A 15,615-nucleotide genomic window follows, 5' to 3' on the forward strand; every position below is an offset into this window, starting at 1 on the left:
GAAGACATGATAATATCAAATGAAACTTTATTTTTGGTAAACTTAGCAAAAAATATAAGTGATGTTTTTTAAAACATTGTTCAATATATAACACCCCGTATTTTGAAAAGATTTATAATACTTATCCTGTTTATACAAGCCTCGGTTTTTACAGCTAAAGCTCAGCTTGGTTTCAATTATTACCAATACACCATGGGCCTCGGTATCGATTATATCAAGGCGTCAACCAGTGTACCTAACCAGCTATCGTACCCGGCTTTCCATTTCAATATGGGTTACAATGTTAGTCCGTACACTACTTTCAGCCTGGAGCTGCAGTTCGGTACCTTGTCAGGCGGGTTCGATCATTATTATGCTACCAAAGTAGCCTCGCTCGATCCCACCTCGGCAAAATACGATTCATTGTTGAACGATATTCCAATTCAATACAAAAAAATCGATCCGTACGAGTTAAACTATACCAACCACTTTCAGATGGTAAACCTGCATGCCGATATGGGCCTGGGCGAAATACTGAATCTGAATGATGATGACTGGACAGGCTATCTCAAGGATATTTACCTGGGCACCGGCATCGGCATGGTATTTAATAACATTTCAGATAACCACTCGCGGCTTAGCCCCGATTCAACTTATTACATCGGCGGCAGCGATAAAAGCCAGAATTTAGTGATACCGGCCCGTATAGGCTATCAATATAAGCTTTATAACGCTTACGATATTCCGTCTCTCATCCTCGAAATAGGCTATCAGCGCAACTTTGTGTTAGGTTACGGTTTGGATGGTTTTGCCGACCCTGTGGTGATTAAACAACAGGAGAGCTACAGCGGCTTTCATTTTACGCTTAAGTTTAACTTCGGCAGTATAACTTCCTGGCGAAAGTCGCTGCATTAACGCCGCCTCCCTAAATTTGTTTGCGGTTTTTTCCCACCTGCCATGTGGGATTGTTTAAAACTATTGTATCAGTTTACAAGGGATAATTAATAATTTTCGCCCTTGTTTATTTTTGATATTGCCACCGTATGCGTTTTCTCTCTCAAAAAAATCTCCTCCCCGCAATTTTCCTGCTCTCTATACAAGCCTGTTCATCGCACAATGCCGAAAAAAGCGAACCGGCTGCCGCTCCGTTAGCAAAAATGGATACTTCGATATTGAAGTACGACCCGGCGAAAGCAGATAAGCGGATTGACGATTTTATGCAAAACCTGCACCTGCACGCGGGCTTTAACGGCAACGTACTGGTTGCTAAAAACGGGAAGATAATTTACGAAAATGCTTTTGGCTGGGCCGATTACCCAAATCAGAACAAACTTACCCTCAACTCGCAGTTTGAACTGGCGTCCATCAGCAAAACCATGACGGCTACTGCCGTATTACAATTAATGGAACGTGGCAAACTGCGGCTTTCCGACTCGGTACAGCGCTTTTTTCCTAATTTCCCCTACCACGGGGTTACCATCCGCATGCTGCTTACGCACCGGTCGGGCCTGCCTAATTATGTGTATGCTATTGATGATGTTTTCCGCAAAGAGCACCGTGATCAAAAAACAGGGGTTACCAACCAGCAGATGATGGATCTGCTGGCGCAATACAAGCCGGCACGTTATAACGTGCCGGATAAAGGCTATCACTATAATAACTCTAATTTTATGGTGCTGGGTTCCATTATCGAAAAAGCCGCTCAAATGCCTTATGCCCAGTATATGATGCAGAACGTTTTTTTGCCGGCCGGCATGTATCATACCAATGTGTACTCAAAGGCTAATTATACCAAAATACCTACTAAGGTGCTGGGGCACGATCGCAACAGCTGGAAGTATTCGGTAGCGCAAAATTACCTCGATGGCCCCGTAGGTGATAAGGGTATTTATAGCACAGTTGGCGACCTTTTTATGTTCGACCGCGCGCTCCGTGCCGGCAGGCTGATTAAACAATCAACACAGGACTCGGCTTACACCAACCGTGTTCCGTTAAAAAACGGGCATTTTGGTTATGGTTACGGCTGGCATTTATTTGAGGGGCCCAATCAAAAAGTGGTTTACCATACCGGTTGGTGGCATGGCTATCGTCATAACTTTTTGCGCGATATGAAAGAAGACGTAGTGATAGTACTGCTGGATAACATGGCAAACGGCAGCCTGCTGCACCTGGATAATCTGTTTAAAATAACAGGCATGCCAGTGGTACGCGCAGGGGCCTATGGCCGTGATGGCGAGGAAGAAGATGCACAGGGCCCTGCACCTGCTGCAGCAAAGGCGAAGAAAAAAGAAGGCGGGGTAAAACACACTACCTCAAAAAAACATAAAGCCGCCAAACATTAATAGTTAAAAAGTGTACTGCAGACCGGCGAAACCACCGACGATTGATGAATTAATATGATATTTTAACCCGTTCTATCGCTATAGCTCCCTGTAGCTAAACGGCATTTTTATTATTTACTCATTTTATAGCCATTGCATTGCGTATAGGTGTTGCATAAATGCACTGCCCGGTATCGTTCGTATTCATTTGTCACTACCAACTTGCTGCTCAACATAAGTACTGCTCACACGCCGTTTGCACCAATGCATTAATAAACCATAACCATAACACTTAAGTAACAATAAAATAACGAGCCAATGTGAAATTGCGCGATAGCGCGGACGCGGCTTCTTGCGTTTTTCGTGATTTGCAAAAAGATATCGCCTTGGTTAACAACACGGCATTATCTATCAGTACTATGTCAAAAAGCAAGTTAGGCTAAGCGTCGCATGGTACAAAAACTAACTTTGTTGTGTAATCAACCCGTTACAATAGTGTCTAAAGCCCGGGCCTTCTGCCACAGTTGGCTTTAAACAATACGGTAAAATTATTGTTAAAATAAGATTAAGTATTATGAAGAGAAAAATACTATTCATAACTGGATCGATCAATCAAACCTCACAAATGCACCAGATAGCCCGGCAACTGGTGGATTATGACTGCTGGTTCAGCCAGTTTTTTACCGACCTCGGGTGGGTAAACAAACTGATCAAACATACTACTCTGCTGGATGGTACCATTTTGGCCGGGCAGTTCAAAAAACGATCGGAAGAGTATCTTAAAAAACATAACCTGCAGATAGATTACCAGGCTAAAAAGAACGATTACGACCTGGTGGTTTATTGCAGCGATCTGCACATCCCCAGGCGTATGCGCCAAACCAAAACTGTATGGGTACAGGAAGGGATGATCGATAAATATACCCTGGCAAGCCGCATCGTACAGGCGCTTAAGCTTCCGCCGATACTGAGCGGCAATACCTCGCTCAATGGCTCATCTAATGTGTGCGATATCTATTTCGCAGCATCCGAAGGATATAAAAAGTACTTTAGCAAATTAGGTACCGATGCCGAAAAGATCATCGTTACAGGTATGCCCAATTACGATAATATCCATCAGTACCTGGATAACGATTTCCCATACCGGAACTATGTGATGGTTGCCACCAGCGATATGCGCGAAACCTTCAGATGGGAAAACCGCCCGGCATTTATCAAAGAGGCGGTAAAGATTGCCGCCGGCCGCCGTTTACTTTTCAAACTGCACCCCAACGAAAAATTTGAGCGCGCCGAAGCGGAGATACGCAGGTTTGCACCGGCCGATACGCTCATTTATCAAAACGGCAATACCAACCACATGATAGCCAATTGCAGCGAGCTGATCACCCAATACTCAACAGTAGTTTATGTAGGGATGGTATTAGGCAAAAAGGTACACTCGTATTTTGATAAAGAGCAGCTTGAAGAGTTGGAACCCCTGCAAAACGACGGCATGTCGGCCACCTATATAGCCGATATCTGCCGTAATTATATCGAGTACAACCAGGTGCCTGCGTCGCTGCCGCTGCTTGCTACATCCGAAATGGCTTCGCGCAAGGCATTTAAAAAGTTAAAAGCCGCCCGGCACGCACATTCGGCCTAAGGCTATTTCAATACACCGCCGCAATAGCAATTGGTATAGCTTGCTGTGGTGAGGTTGCCCGTTGCGCACCAGTAAGCTTTCCAGTTTTGGTTATTGATACCATCCAGCTGCGGGTTGCTCATATCGTAGTAGTTAACGTAACTGGTTAAACAGGCCGGTTTCGACAGGATGTTTTTACGAACCACATCCAAACTTGCCGGCGTGATATTGCCGACACCGTAGGTCTTATTAAAGTCGTATTCAAACGTCCACGCCGGGGCGCTTGTGTTCAGGCTGTAATAATAAGTTTTCGAATCGAGCAACACAAATGAGCTTTTGCTGTAACTGAGGTTTTGGAAACCCGGGTTGTTGCCAAAAAGCGGACTAACCGCCGGCGTGATATGCATAAAGTATACCGGCACGCCTTTCGCATTATATAACAACCTGAAATCATCCATGTGGGTATGGCCCGCAAAGCCTGCCTTAATGGCCGCTGCATATTTGATAACCAGGCTTTGGAATACCATGTTGCACGAGTCGCGCCACATGGTGCGCACATTCTGGGCGCAGGTACCTTTGCCGTTGATGGTTTTATTCACATCGATGCCCGGTGGTATGTGCGCTGCCAGCCACAATTTTTTTGCCTGGTTTTGCTTGAGCACCCTTGCCAGCCAGTTTAGCTCGTCGGCCGCCGGGTGAGCGGGATGGGTTTCGCAGCTGTTATTGTAACTGGTCGAAAAGAAGATGGTGTTTAACATCACCATTTTACCGCCCGAACCGTCTTTCAAATCATACGTATAATATCCGCCTTTACCGAACTGGGTAACAAAAGCTTTATCCGCAATGGCATTGTGGCTGCGCTGCAGGGGCACCCATGCTTTTGCAAACATGTTCAAAAACTCACCGCCGGGATCTATCATATAATCGCCGCAAAACGAGTCGTTATTTCCTAAAACAGGTAAAACGACAGTTTTTGGAAAATATTTATCCAGCATCAGTGCCATTACCTGGATGGTTTTGGAGGTGAACGAGCGTACCGAATCGGGATAATTTGGCGCATATTTGGCGTAGTTGCTTTGGAAGCTGTGACACAGAAAATCGCCGGTGATGATAATGAACGCGGGCGACGGGTTCTGCTTTTTCATGGCGGCAAGCGCCGATACGAACAAAGGAAAATTGGAGTCGCTGTTGTAAGTGTTGGGCGCTTTTATTGATGACGAATTGAAAATGGTCGGCCATTGTTTGTAATCTGATTTCACAAGTTTGTCCATCAGCGACGGATCGAAATAAGGGTTCAGGTGGATGTCGGACACTGTCAGGATGTTACCTGTCGCTGTCGGTTTGGGTTGGGCCCGGATATTCGCAACTATCATAACCAAAACCAATATAATAACGCAGAGTTTTTTCATAACTAAATATAGGTTTATTAAAATAATATATCCGGCTATAATCGTCTTGTTTAAATAAATTTTTAGCCGGCCGTCCAATTTAGCCGGCCGTGATTGATATCAGTTTAATTAATCATTATATTCATTAACCGATAAAAATTTAAAAAGATGGACGAGTACGCATTGATCATGAGGCACGAGGACGGCAGCAAAATAGCTTCGCCCGAACAAATGCAGGCCTGGATGAAACAAACCATGGATTGGATAGGCGGCATAGCCGCACAAAACAAATTTGTAAGCGGCACAGGTTTATTATTTGCCGATGCCAAAGTGGTGCATCATAATAAGGTAGTTACCGATGGACCTTTCGGCGAAATAAAAGAAACCATTGGCGGTTTTATTGTGGTGCGCGCCGAAAGCGCCGAAGAAGCTGCCGGATTTGCCAAAGGCTGCCCGGTTTTGGGGGGTGAAGGTAATACGATGGAAGTGAGGCGTATTGCCAAAAACGACGGAACACATTAAACTGATCACGGGAGCTGCATCAACAGGGTGCAGCTCCCGTGTTTTTGAAATGGAACAGGAGCTGATACCTCATTTATTCCGTACCGAGTACGCTAAGATCGTTTCGGTACTGGCCAGGCATTTCGGTTTTGAGCAGATCGAAATGGCCGAAGACATAGCCGGCGAAACCTTTTTAACAGCCATGCAAAGCTGGCCGATGAACGGAACGCCGCCCAATCCTGTAGCATGGCTTTACAGCGTGGCCAAAAACAAGGCAAAAAATCAAATCAAACGTCAAATGCTCTACCGCGAAAAGGTGGAGCCGGGCTTAGTAAACATTACCGGTTCCACATTTGAGCACGAAATAGATCTGACGGCACAAAACATCACCGACAGCCTGTTGCAAATGATGTTTGCCGTGTGTAACCCGGTAATCGCACCCGAAGGCCAGATCGGCCTGGCATTACGCATATTATGCGGTTTCGGTATTGCCGAAATTGCCGATGCGTTTTTAACCAATAAAGAAACCATCAATAAACGTTTGTTCAGGGCTAAGGAGAAACTGCGCCAGGAAAAAATTAAAATAGAATTCCCGGCTGTTGCAACCATTGAGCAACGACTGGATAATGTTTTGACGACCATTTACCTGCTATTTAACGAGGGGTATTATTCAGTAAATAACGATCAAACTATCCGCACCGAACTGTGCTTTGAGGCTATACGCTTATGTACAATGCTCGCTGAAAACCCAAATACCGATCAACCGCGGGTAAGCGCCCTGCTTTCGCTGATGTACTTCCAGGCATCGAGGTTAAATGCCCGCCTCGATAAAAACGGCGGGCTGGTTTTGTATGATGAGCAGGATACCGCTTTGTGGGATACTGATATGATTGGCAAAGGCGGGTACTTTTTAAACCGGGCATCCACCGGAGATCAGCTATCAAAATATCATCTTGAAGCTGCTATTGCTTATTGGGGGACGCAAAAAACCGATAGCCGCGAAAAATGGGAAACAATTTTACAGCTGTATAACCGGTTGTTACAGATCGAATACTCGCCCATTGCGGCACTTAACCGCACTTATGCGCTTTCAAAAGCCAATGGCAAAACCGAAGCCATTATCGAAGCCGAAAAACTAAAACTCACCAATAACCATTTTTACTATGTGTTGCTGGGCGATTTATATAGTGGTATCGATAATCTGCGGGCCAGATCGAATTTAAAAATAGCATTGTCGCTGGCCAAAACCCCGACAGATAGACAAATTATCCTGAAAAAGTTAAGTGGTTAGGGTAAGGTTATTATAGGATTGCGATTCAACATGGTATAAAAAACCGGTGGTAAAATTACCGCCGGTTTTTTAAAGTAAAAAATTAAAAACTATTGGGTGCTGATAGTTATGGTACCCATGTCGGTAACCGAGCCGTTTGTAACCGAAACACTGTTAACGGTTTTGGTTACATATGGGCTAACCGGCACAAACCGAACCTGGTAGCTACCCGACGCCAAACCCGGAAAGTAGAACTTCCCGGTTGCATCGGCTATCGTGCCAACGGTATCTGTGCCCATAATAGCATATACTTTAGGCGATGAAGTCGCCGGGTTAACCATGCCGGTAAGCGCACCCGAAACGGCTTGTGGTATGGCACGGATAACGGGTTTCAGGATATATTTCCCGTTACCGGTGGCCACAATGGATTGTGCGGCATCAAAATCGAGGCGCAATGTGTAATCAACACCGGCTGTAAAGGTATCGTGCACGTTTAATTTAACCCCTGAGGTTTGTCCGCTCGGCGTAGTCAGGTCGTACGGTATACCGCCTACTACTACTCTGTTACCGCTATCATTCAGCACCACCCTGATCTGTTGAATAGTCCCTGCAGGAATGTCCTGACCGGCAAGGACGGTATCTTTGCCTGCGCGGAACCGCAGGATATCTACCGGCCCGCCATTAACGTTTAATGTTTGCTCACCCTTATCGGTTACAATCACTACACTTTTTACATTAATGATAACAGCATCAAATGAGCCCGGCGAATCCGTCATTTTTACGGTGACATGCGAGGTACTGCCTGCGCTGCCGGAATTATCCTTTTTACACGAGAAAAAACAAAGGCTTAGGATACTGGTAAATAAAAATAATTTTTTCATGGCATTAATAAATTGTTAATTACCGGGTCGTACAAAATTTAAGCCTTTATTAAAATGCTGTATTTTTTACTAAGCAGGCACTTCTTTGCCGCCAGGGATTGTATCGCAAAAGTTACAAATGTCTTGTTTTAAGGATGGCTGGATTGCCTCCGTCGATCCATTTGAAGGATAACAGGCTGATCAAGCGGTTATCAATAAAAAAGCCCTGACAATAACCAGAGCTTCTTTAAAGTCGGGATGGCGGGATCTCGTTCTACTTTTCATGTTAAATCCGGATTGATTTTTGCCTGCTTCCGGGGCCTAAAAAAATGATTTAAGGGCCCGTATCCTTCGCCGGTCTTCACATTTCGCCCTTCTTTAATGGCTATGTTGACATATTCACCTGCCGCGTCAATAGCTTCAATCAACGATTGTCCTCTGGCCATGCAGGCTGCTATGGCCGAAGCCAGCGTACAACCCGTTCCGTGTGTATTTGAGGTGGCTACAAAAGGATAGGCAAGAGTTTTTCTTTCACCCTGCTGATCGGCATATACATTGTAAAGTTCGGCACCAGTTAAATGACCACCTTTTACAAGCACCGCATGGCTTCCCAAATTCAATAATGTCTCCGCCGCTTTTTTCATATCATCAGCATTACTGGCTTGTTTACCTATTAGTTGAGCTGTTTCATTCAGATTCGGTGTGAGCAGGGTGACCATCGGAAAAAGCAACTCCTTCATGGCAAGTAATGCTTCGTTATTTGCCAGTTGTTTCCCGCTGCCTGAACTGATAACCGGGTCGAGTATGATGGGAACCGCCTGGTAACTTTTTAAGGTATCAGCTACCGTTTTCACAGTCTCCTCGTCTGGTAACATGCCGATCTTTACAACTGCGGGGCGGATATCATCCATTACTGCCCTGATCTGGTTTTGTATCATCACCGGCGGAACGATATGAATACCCGTTACGCCGAGCGTGTTTTGCGCAGTGATGGCAGTAATGGCCGATGTACCATAGCAACCCAGCGCGGCAAATGTTTTCAGGTCGGCCTGAATGCCTGCGCCGCCGCCACTGTCGGAGCCGGCGATGGTCAATATCGAACAATATTGATAATACTGCATATTGGCATTTTAAAAGTTAAAGGCATGAATGCCACCTTTCAAGCTAAAGGCCTCTCTCCGTAATAAAGTGCGGATTTGCTGAACGGCTATTTTACTACGCTGCCCTGTTTGACAGATAAACACCAACTTTTTGTCGGATGGAAAACTATTGGCGTGTTCCTCCAATTCATATAGCGAAATATTTACGCCGCCTATATTTTCGTCATCAAACTCATAAGGTTCACGTACATCAACGAGGTAAATATCGCATGGTTTCGTGGCGAGCCATTGTTTCAGCGTTTCGGCGCTAATCTCGTCTGCTACTTCAAAGCTTGCCACAGGTAAAGGTATAGCTGTAGTTAGAGTGTTTTGAGACGGCCGGGCAGATATCCTGAAGACAGTGATACTGCTATCGAGTGCGTTCAGTGTCAATAATTTGCCAGAGAGTAGTTCGCCTATGCCACATATCAGCTTAATTGCCTCATTCGCCATATAAGTACCTATCATACCGGGCAGCACACCGATAACACCGATTTCGGCGCAGTTGGGCACTTCGTTCTCGGGCGGTGCTTCAGGGAATACATCGCGATAGTTTGGCCCGCCCTGGTAATTAAATACCGATACCTGTCCTTCAAATTTGAATATCGACCCAAATACCAGCGGCTTATTAAGTGCTGTGCAAGTATCGTTTACCAGGTAGCGGGTTTTAAAGTTGTCTGAGCCGTCTATCACCACATCAAAAGTAGTTATTAACTGCTGCGCATTTGCGGCAGTTATCCTTTCGGTATAAGCGATTATCTCGACAAAAGGATTAAGCTGATTTAATTTTTGGCCGGCCACTAAAGCTTTGGGCCGGCCAATATCGGCCGCCGAATACAATATTTGCCGGTGCAGGTTGCTAATGTCAACCACATCATCATCCACAATACCAATGGTACCTGCACCGGCCGCTACCAGGTATTGCAAAACCGGGCATCCCAAACCGCCCGCGCCAATCACCAGCAAGCGTGCAGCTTTTAGCTTCTCCTGCCCGGGCAGGCCCAATTCGGGTAATATTATTTGCCGGTTATACCGTTTTAGTTCTTCGCGCTCCAGCATATTCTTTAAGTTAAACAACTATCCCAATCTTTCCAAACGGGCTCATAACCTTGCGCAGTTATTATTCTTGCAATTTCGGCCGGACTGCGTTCGTCCGAAATCTCGAATTGTTCTAACGATTCAGGTTCGACCGCGTACCCTCCGGGGTTGGTTTTTGATCCTGCACTCATGTGGGTAATGCCTAATTTGATGATATTGTTGCGGAAGTTATCAGACTCGCGCGTGGAGATCGAAAGCTCAACTTCTCCGTTAAATATCCGGTAGGCGCAGATCAGCTGTACCAACTCACGGTCGGTCATTTCAACTTTAGGCTCAAGGCCACCGCTAAAAGGCCTTAACCGGGGGAATGAAAGGCTGTACTTGGTTTGCCAGTATTTTTTTTCGAGATAGTTAAGGTGCATGGCGGTAAAAAAACAATCGGTGCGCCAGTCTTCCAAACCTATCAGCACACCCAGGCCCATTTTGTGGATACCTGCCTGGCCCAGCCGGTCAGGTGTTTCAACGCGATACTTGAAATTTGATTTTTTGCCTTTTGGGTGATGCTTTTTGTAATCCTCTTTATGGTATGTTTCCTGGTAAACCAATACGGTGTTGAGGCCGTAGGGGGTTAGCTGCTGATAATCTTCAAGGTCCATCGGCTGCACTTCCATCGAGATGTGCGCAAAATGCGGCCTGATCAGTTCGAGCACCTTTTTAAAATAATCAACATGCACGTTAACGTTATCCTCACCGGTTACAAGTAGCACATGCTCATAGCCCATCTCCTTAATAACGGCCACCTCCTGCATAATTTCCATCGGCGAAAGCGTTTTGCGTTTTACCTTATTATCATAACTAAAACCGCAATAGGTGCAAATGTTGCTGCATTCGTTGGATAAATATAGCGGTACATACATCTGTATCACCTTGCCGAAGCGTTTCAGGGTCAGCCGCTGGCTGATTTGCGCCATTTGCTCCAGATAGGGCGCCGCCGCCGGCGATACCAATGCCTTAAAATCTTCTAAGGTTCTTTTACCGGCGAACAGGGCACGCTCTACATCTGCGCTGGTTTTAGCATAGATGCTGGCTTTAGTATCATCCCAGTTATAGGTCTCAAAAATATCGTGAAAACTATTCATCTAAAAAAGAGGTTAGCGGGCTGCTTGCCACCGCATGTGATACCGACTGTGCCAATTTTGCTTCAAAAGCCATACGGCCCGCCTCAACAGCAAGTTTAAATGCCCCGGCCATTTGTACCGGATTATTCGATACCGCAATAGCAGTATTTACCAGTACGGCATCAGCGCCTATTTCAAGGGCTTTTGCTGCATCCGACGGAGCGCCTATGCCCGCATCGACAATAACGGGCACGCTGCTCTGGCTGATGATGATCTCTAAAAAATCGATGGTTTTAAGCCCCTTGTTGCTGCCAATAGGCGAACCTAAAGGCATTACAGCCGAAGTTCCCGCATCTTCGAGTCTTTTACACAGCACCGGGTCGGCGTGGATGTAGGGTAATACTACAAAACCAAGTTTCGCCAGTTCCTCGGTAGCTTTTAAAGTTTCTATCGGGTCGGGCATCAGGTATTTAGGATCGGGATGTATCTCCAGTTTTATCCAGTTAGTTTCAAGGGCTTCACGCGCGAGTTGGGCGGCGAATACGGCCTCTTTGGCAGTGCGCACACCGGATGTATTGGGCAGCAGGTTGATATGCGGATATTTTAAACGAAGTAACAGGTCGTCGTTGTCGTTGTTGTTTACATCAACGCGTTTAAGGGCAACGGTTACCAGTTCAGAACCCGAGGCCAGCAAGGCATCCTCCATCATAACCGGCGAATTAAATTTGCCCGTACCGGTAAATAAGCGCGATTGAAAAGTTTTATCAGCTATGGTTAACATGTGTGTTGTTTTTGAGCTTCGTTAAACAAAGGTTGATTTAATTGATCGTATATCTCCGAAACCATTTGCCCGGCATCGGCGGCATAAGTTATGGCGCCTGATAGTGCTACACCATGTACGCCGGTTTGCATAATCAGAGGGATATCAGCAGGTACAATGCCGCCGATAGCGATTACCGGGATATTGATATTAGCAAGGCGCATTTTATTCATGATACCCCGATAGCCTTCAATACCCAAAATAGGGCTCAGTTTCTGCTTGGTGGTTGTAAACCGGTATGGACCCAGGCCGATATAATCGGCGCCTTCGGCAACGCGTTGTTGTATGTGCGTAAAAGTATTGGCGGTTCCGCCTATGATCATATTTGATCCAACAATTTGTCGGGCCTGCCTAATCGGCATGTCCTGCAAACCTACATGCAAACCGTGCGCGCCCGCTTTTAGTGCAATTTCAGGGTGGTCGTTTACTATTAACCTGGCGCCATACCCATTACAAAGCTTAACAGCTTCGATGGCATATTGCAGAATAATATCTCCGGGTTGATCTTTAACCCTCAGTTGTATCCATTTACAACCCGCATTCAAAGCCGCCTTGATGGCATTAAGATGCGTATTGTCTTTAGGTTGTTGAGAGATATAATGCAGTTTATCGATCATGAATTTAATTGTTCAGTTACTTTTTTAATGCTTACAAAATTTAAAACAGCATGTTCCAGGTCTTGCCAGATCGCGCCCAACACTGCTGCTCCGTCAAAATTCATCGATCTTATTTGTTCGATGTTTAATGCATCTACCCCACCCAGCGCTATTACTTTTGGGTTTAGCTTATTTCTATCTAAACAAAAGCCCTCGGGCAACATGCTTTGATAACCAGGCTTGGATATACTGTTAAACACCGGGCTTAAAAAAACATATTCAAAGCCCTGCAATGTGGTTATAGCATCAACGGTGTGTACCGAGGTGCTTAAGCGATAACCCTCGTTAACCAGGGTATTTAACTTAGATTGATCGCATTTGATACGGTCATTTTCGGCATAATGCAAATAATCCATTCCAAAAACTTTGGCCAGCTGATGATGCTGATGGCAAACGATAGCATGGTGGTATGAGCGGTCGATCTGCGTAAGCAAGTCTGTACACCGCCCAATGTCCCAACCCGGTTTGCGCAGATGAAAGCGCTGTAATCCGGCTCCGAACAAGTGATTAATGATTTGTGCTTCATTAGCCACAATATCCGGGGCCGATATTACGATCAACTCCATCACAAATATATCTCGCTGCCTTTTTCGGCAAACTCTTTCGATTTTTGTTCCATACCTTTTGCCAGCGCGCCGGCTTCGTCAACCCCGTTTTCCTTAGCAAAATCGCGCACATCTTGGGTTATCTTCATCGAGCAGAAGTTTGGCCCGCACATCGAGCAAAAGTGAGCGATCTTGGCGCCCTCGGCAGGCAGCGTTTCATCATGAAATTCTTTAGCCGTATCCGGATCTAACGACAGGTTGAACTGATCTTCCCATCTAAACTCAAAACGAGCTTTGCTAAGGGCATTGTCGCGGTACTGCGCACCCGGATGACCTTTGGCTAAGTCGGCCGCGTGAGCAGCTATTTTGTAGGTAATCACGCCGTCCTTAACATCCTTTTTGTTAGGTAAACCTAAATGTTCTTTGGGAGTAACATAGCACAACATAGCCGTGCCGAACCAGCCGATCATGGCAGCGCCGATAGCCGAGGTGATATGATCGTAACCCGGGGCAATATCGGTAGTTAGCGGACCTAAAGTATAAAAAGGCGCTTCCGAACAATGCTTCAGCTGTTTCTCCATGTTCTCTTTAATAAGATGCATGGGCACGTGGCCCGGGCCTTCGATAATGGTTTGCACATCGTGTTTCCAGGCTATTTTGGTCAATTCGCCCAGTGTTTCCAGTTCGCCAAATTGCGCGGCATCGTTGGCATCGGCAATACAGCCGGGGCGCAGCCCATCACCTAACGAAAATGCAACGTCATAAGCCTTCATGATCTCGCATATCTCTTCAAAATGCGTATACAAAAAGTTTTCTTTATGATGGGCCAGGCACCATTTAGCCATGATTGAGCCACCGCGCGATACGATACCGGTGATACGCTTGGCGGTTAACGGCACATAGCGCAATAACACACCGGCGTGAATGGTGAAATAATCAACCCCCTGCTCGGCTTGTTCGATCAGCGTATCCCTAAACAGCTCCCAGGTAAGGTCTTCGGCCTTGCCGTTCACTTTTTCGAGCGCCTGGTAAATAGGTACGGTACCTATCGGCACAGGGGTATTGCGGATGATCCACTCGCGGGTTTCGTGGATGTTTTTACCTGTTGACAGATCCATAATAGTATCGGCACCCCAGCGGCAGGCCCAAACAGCTTTTTCCACTTCTTCTTCGATGCTCGACGTTACGGCCGAGTTACCAATGTTGGCATTGATCTTAACCAAAAAATTACGCCCGATGATCATCGGTTCGCTTTCGGGGTGGTTGATGTTTGATGGGATAACAGCACGGCCGGCAGCCACCTCCTGCCTTACAAACTCGGGGGTAATATAGCCTTTAGGCGTATTAGCGCCAAAGCTATGACCAGCGTGCTGCTGGCTCATCGCATCATACTGTCCGTTCAGCTGTTCTTTTAACTGATCGATGCGCTGGTTTTCGCGTATGGCGATATACTCCATTTCGGGTGTGATGATGCCTTTTTTGGCGTAATGCAATTGCGATACATTCATCCCGGCTTTAGCACGCAAAGGCTTGCTGTGATAGCCAAAACGCAAATGATCGAGCTCTTTATTATTTAAACGCTCACGGCCATACGCCGATGATATACCTTCAAGCTGATCAACGTCGCCACGGTACGTGATCCATTTTTCGCGCAGACGGGGTAATCCTTTCTTAACATCAATGGCGATGTTTGGGTCGGTATAAGGGCCGCTCGTATCGTAAACGGTTACCGGTGCGTTAGGCTCGGTTTCGCCAAAACGGCCATGCAGTTTGGTATCGCTCAGGCTTATCTCGCGCATGGCTACACCGATATCGTGCAATTGCCCTTTAACGTAGATTTTACGCGATGCCGGAAACGGCGTTTGGGTGATCGCCTGTGCTGTAGGTGTTTTTTCTATTTTCATGAAAAGCTATTTGGTGTTTATCCTCCCTGGGTGGCTTTGATAATAATAATTTTATCGCCCGGATTGAGCTTGCAATTTCCCCATTGAATTTTAGGAACAATAGTTTCATTGATGGCAATGGCCATACCCTGGCCTGGGCGCTGCAATACATCAATGAGCAAAGCCTGCACATTGCAATTATCGGGCACAATAAAATTTTGTTGATTAACGGTTATTTCCATTACGTTGCATTTAAAACATCAACTATAGGAATGTCCCCGTACAAGGAAAGAAAAACAACACCACGGCGTTGTCGTCACTTTTCCCTTCGCCAGCATTACCCGGATCAGGTTCAAAGGGTATTATCTCAGTCCGCAAAGGACACCCCTAAAGTCAGCGTAAACATAAAGAAAAAGATTTGGAATGCAAGGCCATCTCAAATAAATTTTATAGTTTAGAACAATCGGACACTGGTT

15 protein-coding genes and 1 riboswitch are annotated in these 15,615 nt (G+C 45.9%); of the genes, 5 read left to right on the forward strand and 10 right to left on the reverse strand.

The annotated features are described in order from the left end of the window. The first annotated feature begins 102 nt into the window (after positions 1–102). The 3 genes from BEL04_RS21805 to BEL04_RS21815 all read left to right on the forward strand — a co-directional run bounded on the left by BEL04_RS21805 (position 103) and on the right by BEL04_RS21815 (position 3,942). On the forward strand, positions 103–894 hold the full coding sequence (locus BEL04_RS21805) for a hypothetical protein (RefSeq protein WP_066007528.1): 792 nt from the start codon (positions 103–105) through the stop codon (positions 892–894). Between the two features lie 128 nt (positions 895–1,022). Next, positions 1,023–2,321, forward strand: coding sequence for a serine hydrolase (locus tag BEL04_RS21810; protein WP_066007532.1), 1,299 nt, complete (start codon positions 1,023–1,025; stop codon positions 2,319–2,321). A gap of 553 nt (positions 2,322–2,874) precedes the next feature. Further along, entirely contained in the window at positions 2,875–3,942 is a 1,068-nt protein-coding gene (locus tag BEL04_RS21815) for a hypothetical protein (RefSeq protein WP_175404131.1), read from the forward strand. Between the two features lie 2 nt (positions 3,943–3,944). On the opposite strand, the gene BEL04_RS21820 is transcribed toward BEL04_RS21815, so the two are convergent. Then, positions 3,945–5,330 carry a metallophosphoesterase gene (locus BEL04_RS21820; protein ID WP_066007534.1) on the reverse strand — a complete coding sequence of 462 codons (1,386 nt, stop codon included), beginning with the start codon at positions 5,328–5,330 and terminating at the stop codon, positions 3,945–3,947. 147 nt (positions 5,331–5,477) lie between these two features. Here BEL04_RS21820 and BEL04_RS21825 point away from each other — a divergent pair, with 147 nt between their 5' ends. Together BEL04_RS21825 and BEL04_RS21830 are read left to right on the forward strand one after the other, a co-directional pair. Then, entirely contained in the window at positions 5,478–5,831 is a 354-nt protein-coding gene (locus BEL04_RS21825) for a YciI family protein (RefSeq protein ID WP_066007536.1), read from the forward strand. Between the two features lie 49 nt (positions 5,832–5,880). After that, complete coding sequence (locus BEL04_RS21830; protein WP_066007537.1) at positions 5,881–7,101, forward strand: RNA polymerase sigma factor; 1,221 nt, start codon at positions 5,881–5,883, stop codon at positions 7,099–7,101. Positions 7,102–7,190: 89 nt separating this feature from the next. On the opposite strand, the gene BEL04_RS21835 is transcribed toward BEL04_RS21830, so the two are convergent. The 9 genes from BEL04_RS21835 to thiS form a co-directional block, all read right to left on the reverse strand. Continuing rightward, complete coding sequence (locus BEL04_RS21835) at positions 7,191–7,961, reverse strand: DUF4382 domain-containing protein (RefSeq protein ID WP_066007539.1); 771 nt, start codon at positions 7,959–7,961, stop codon at positions 7,191–7,193. 260 nt (positions 7,962–8,221) lie between these two features. Further along, positions 8,222–9,061: a bifunctional hydroxymethylpyrimidine kinase/phosphomethylpyrimidine kinase gene (gene thiD, locus BEL04_RS21840; RefSeq protein WP_066007540.1), complete on the reverse strand. Its 840-nt coding sequence runs from the start codon at positions 9,059–9,061 to the stop codon at positions 8,222–8,224. Positions 9,062–9,070: 9 nt separating this feature from the next. Beyond that, positions 9,071–10,138 carry a HesA/MoeB/ThiF family protein gene (gene moeB, locus BEL04_RS21845; protein ID WP_066007541.1) on the reverse strand — a complete coding sequence of 356 codons (1,068 nt, stop codon included), beginning with the start codon at positions 10,136–10,138 and terminating at the stop codon, positions 9,071–9,073. Positions 10,139–10,143: 5 nt separating this feature from the next. Further along, positions 10,144–11,256: a 2-iminoacetate synthase ThiH gene (thiH, locus tag BEL04_RS21850; RefSeq protein WP_066007542.1), complete on the reverse strand. Its 1,113-nt coding sequence runs from the start codon at positions 11,254–11,256 to the stop codon at positions 10,144–10,146. Continuing rightward, positions 11,249–12,016, reverse strand: coding sequence for a thiazole synthase (locus BEL04_RS21855; protein ID WP_066007543.1), 768 nt, complete (start codon positions 12,014–12,016; stop codon positions 11,249–11,251). Before BEL04_RS21855 ends, thiH begins: the two co-directional genes overlap by 8 nt. Next, positions 12,010–12,672: a thiamine phosphate synthase gene (locus BEL04_RS21860; protein ID WP_083228031.1), complete on the reverse strand. Its 663-nt coding sequence runs from the start codon at positions 12,670–12,672 to the stop codon at positions 12,010–12,012. Before BEL04_RS21860 ends, BEL04_RS21855 begins: the two co-directional genes overlap by 7 nt. Further along, positions 12,669–13,277: a thiamine phosphate synthase gene (locus BEL04_RS21865; protein WP_066007545.1), complete on the reverse strand. Its 609-nt coding sequence runs from the start codon at positions 13,275–13,277 to the stop codon at positions 12,669–12,671. Before BEL04_RS21865 ends, BEL04_RS21860 begins: the two co-directional genes overlap by 4 nt. Beyond that, complete coding sequence (gene thiC, locus BEL04_RS21870) at positions 13,277–15,160, reverse strand: phosphomethylpyrimidine synthase ThiC (protein WP_066007546.1); 1,884 nt, start codon at positions 15,158–15,160, stop codon at positions 13,277–13,279. The genes BEL04_RS21865 and thiC overlap by 1 nt, the downstream gene beginning before the upstream one ends. A 17-nt stretch (positions 15,161–15,177) precedes the next feature. Then, complete coding sequence (gene thiS / locus BEL04_RS21875) at positions 15,178–15,381, reverse strand: sulfur carrier protein ThiS (protein ID WP_066007548.1); 204 nt, start codon at positions 15,379–15,381, stop codon at positions 15,178–15,180. A 64-nt stretch (positions 15,382–15,445) separates the two neighbouring features. After that, positions 15,446–15,538: riboswitch (TPP riboswitch) on the reverse strand. Positions 15,539–15,615 lie beyond the last annotated feature (77 nt).

It is taken from the genome of Mucilaginibacter sp. PPCGB 2223, from assembly GCF_001705515.1.
GTDB lineage: Bacteria > Bacteroidota > Bacteroidia > Sphingobacteriales > Sphingobacteriaceae > Mucilaginibacter.

What these genes read in the sequence shown, in the direction of transcription:
- thiC (WP_066007546.1), bottom strand. Translation starts at nt 15,160, where the DNA reads ATGAAAATAGAAAAAACACCTACAGCACAGGCGATCACCCAAACGCCG.
- thiS (WP_066007548.1), bottom strand. Translation starts at nt 15,381, where the DNA reads ATGGAAATAACCGTTAATCAACAAAATTTTATTGTGCCCGATAATTGC.
- BEL04_RS21865 (WP_066007545.1), bottom strand. Translation starts at nt 13,277, where the DNA reads ATGGAGTTGATCGTAATATCGGCCCCGGATATTGTGGCTAATGAAGCA.
- BEL04_RS21815 (WP_175404131.1), top strand. Translation starts at nt 2,875, where the DNA reads ATGAAGAGAAAAATACTATTCATAACTGGATCGATCAATCAAACCTCA.
- BEL04_RS21835 (WP_066007539.1), bottom strand. Translation starts at nt 7,961, where the DNA reads ATGAAAAAATTATTTTTATTTACCAGTATCCTAAGCCTTTGTTTTTTC.
- BEL04_RS21855 (WP_066007543.1), bottom strand. Translation starts at nt 12,016, where the DNA reads ATGTTAACCATAGCTGATAAAACTTTTCAATCGCGCTTATTTACCGGT.
- moeB (WP_066007541.1), bottom strand. Translation starts at nt 10,138, where the DNA reads ATGCTGGAGCGCGAAGAACTAAAACGGTATAACCGGCAAATAATATTA.
- thiH (WP_066007542.1), bottom strand. Translation starts at nt 11,256, where the DNA reads ATGAATAGTTTTCACGATATTTTTGAGACCTATAACTGGGATGATACT.
- BEL04_RS21810 (WP_066007532.1), top strand. Translation starts at nt 1,023, where the DNA reads ATGCGTTTTCTCTCTCAAAAAAATCTCCTCCCCGCAATTTTCCTGCTC.
- BEL04_RS21860 (WP_083228031.1), bottom strand. Translation starts at nt 12,672, where the DNA reads ATGATCGATAAACTGCATTATATCTCTCAACAACCTAAAGACAATACG.
- thiD (WP_066007540.1), bottom strand. Translation starts at nt 9,061, where the DNA reads ATGCAGTATTATCAATATTGTTCGATATTGACCATCGCCGGCTCCGAC.
- BEL04_RS21820 (WP_066007534.1), bottom strand. Translation starts at nt 5,330, where the DNA reads ATGAAAAAACTCTGCGTTATTATATTGGTTTTGGTTATGATAGTTGCG.
- BEL04_RS21825 (WP_066007536.1), top strand. Translation starts at nt 5,478, where the DNA reads ATGGACGAGTACGCATTGATCATGAGGCACGAGGACGGCAGCAAAATA.
- BEL04_RS21830 (WP_066007537.1), top strand. Translation starts at nt 5,881, where the DNA reads ATGGAACAGGAGCTGATACCTCATTTATTCCGTACCGAGTACGCTAAG.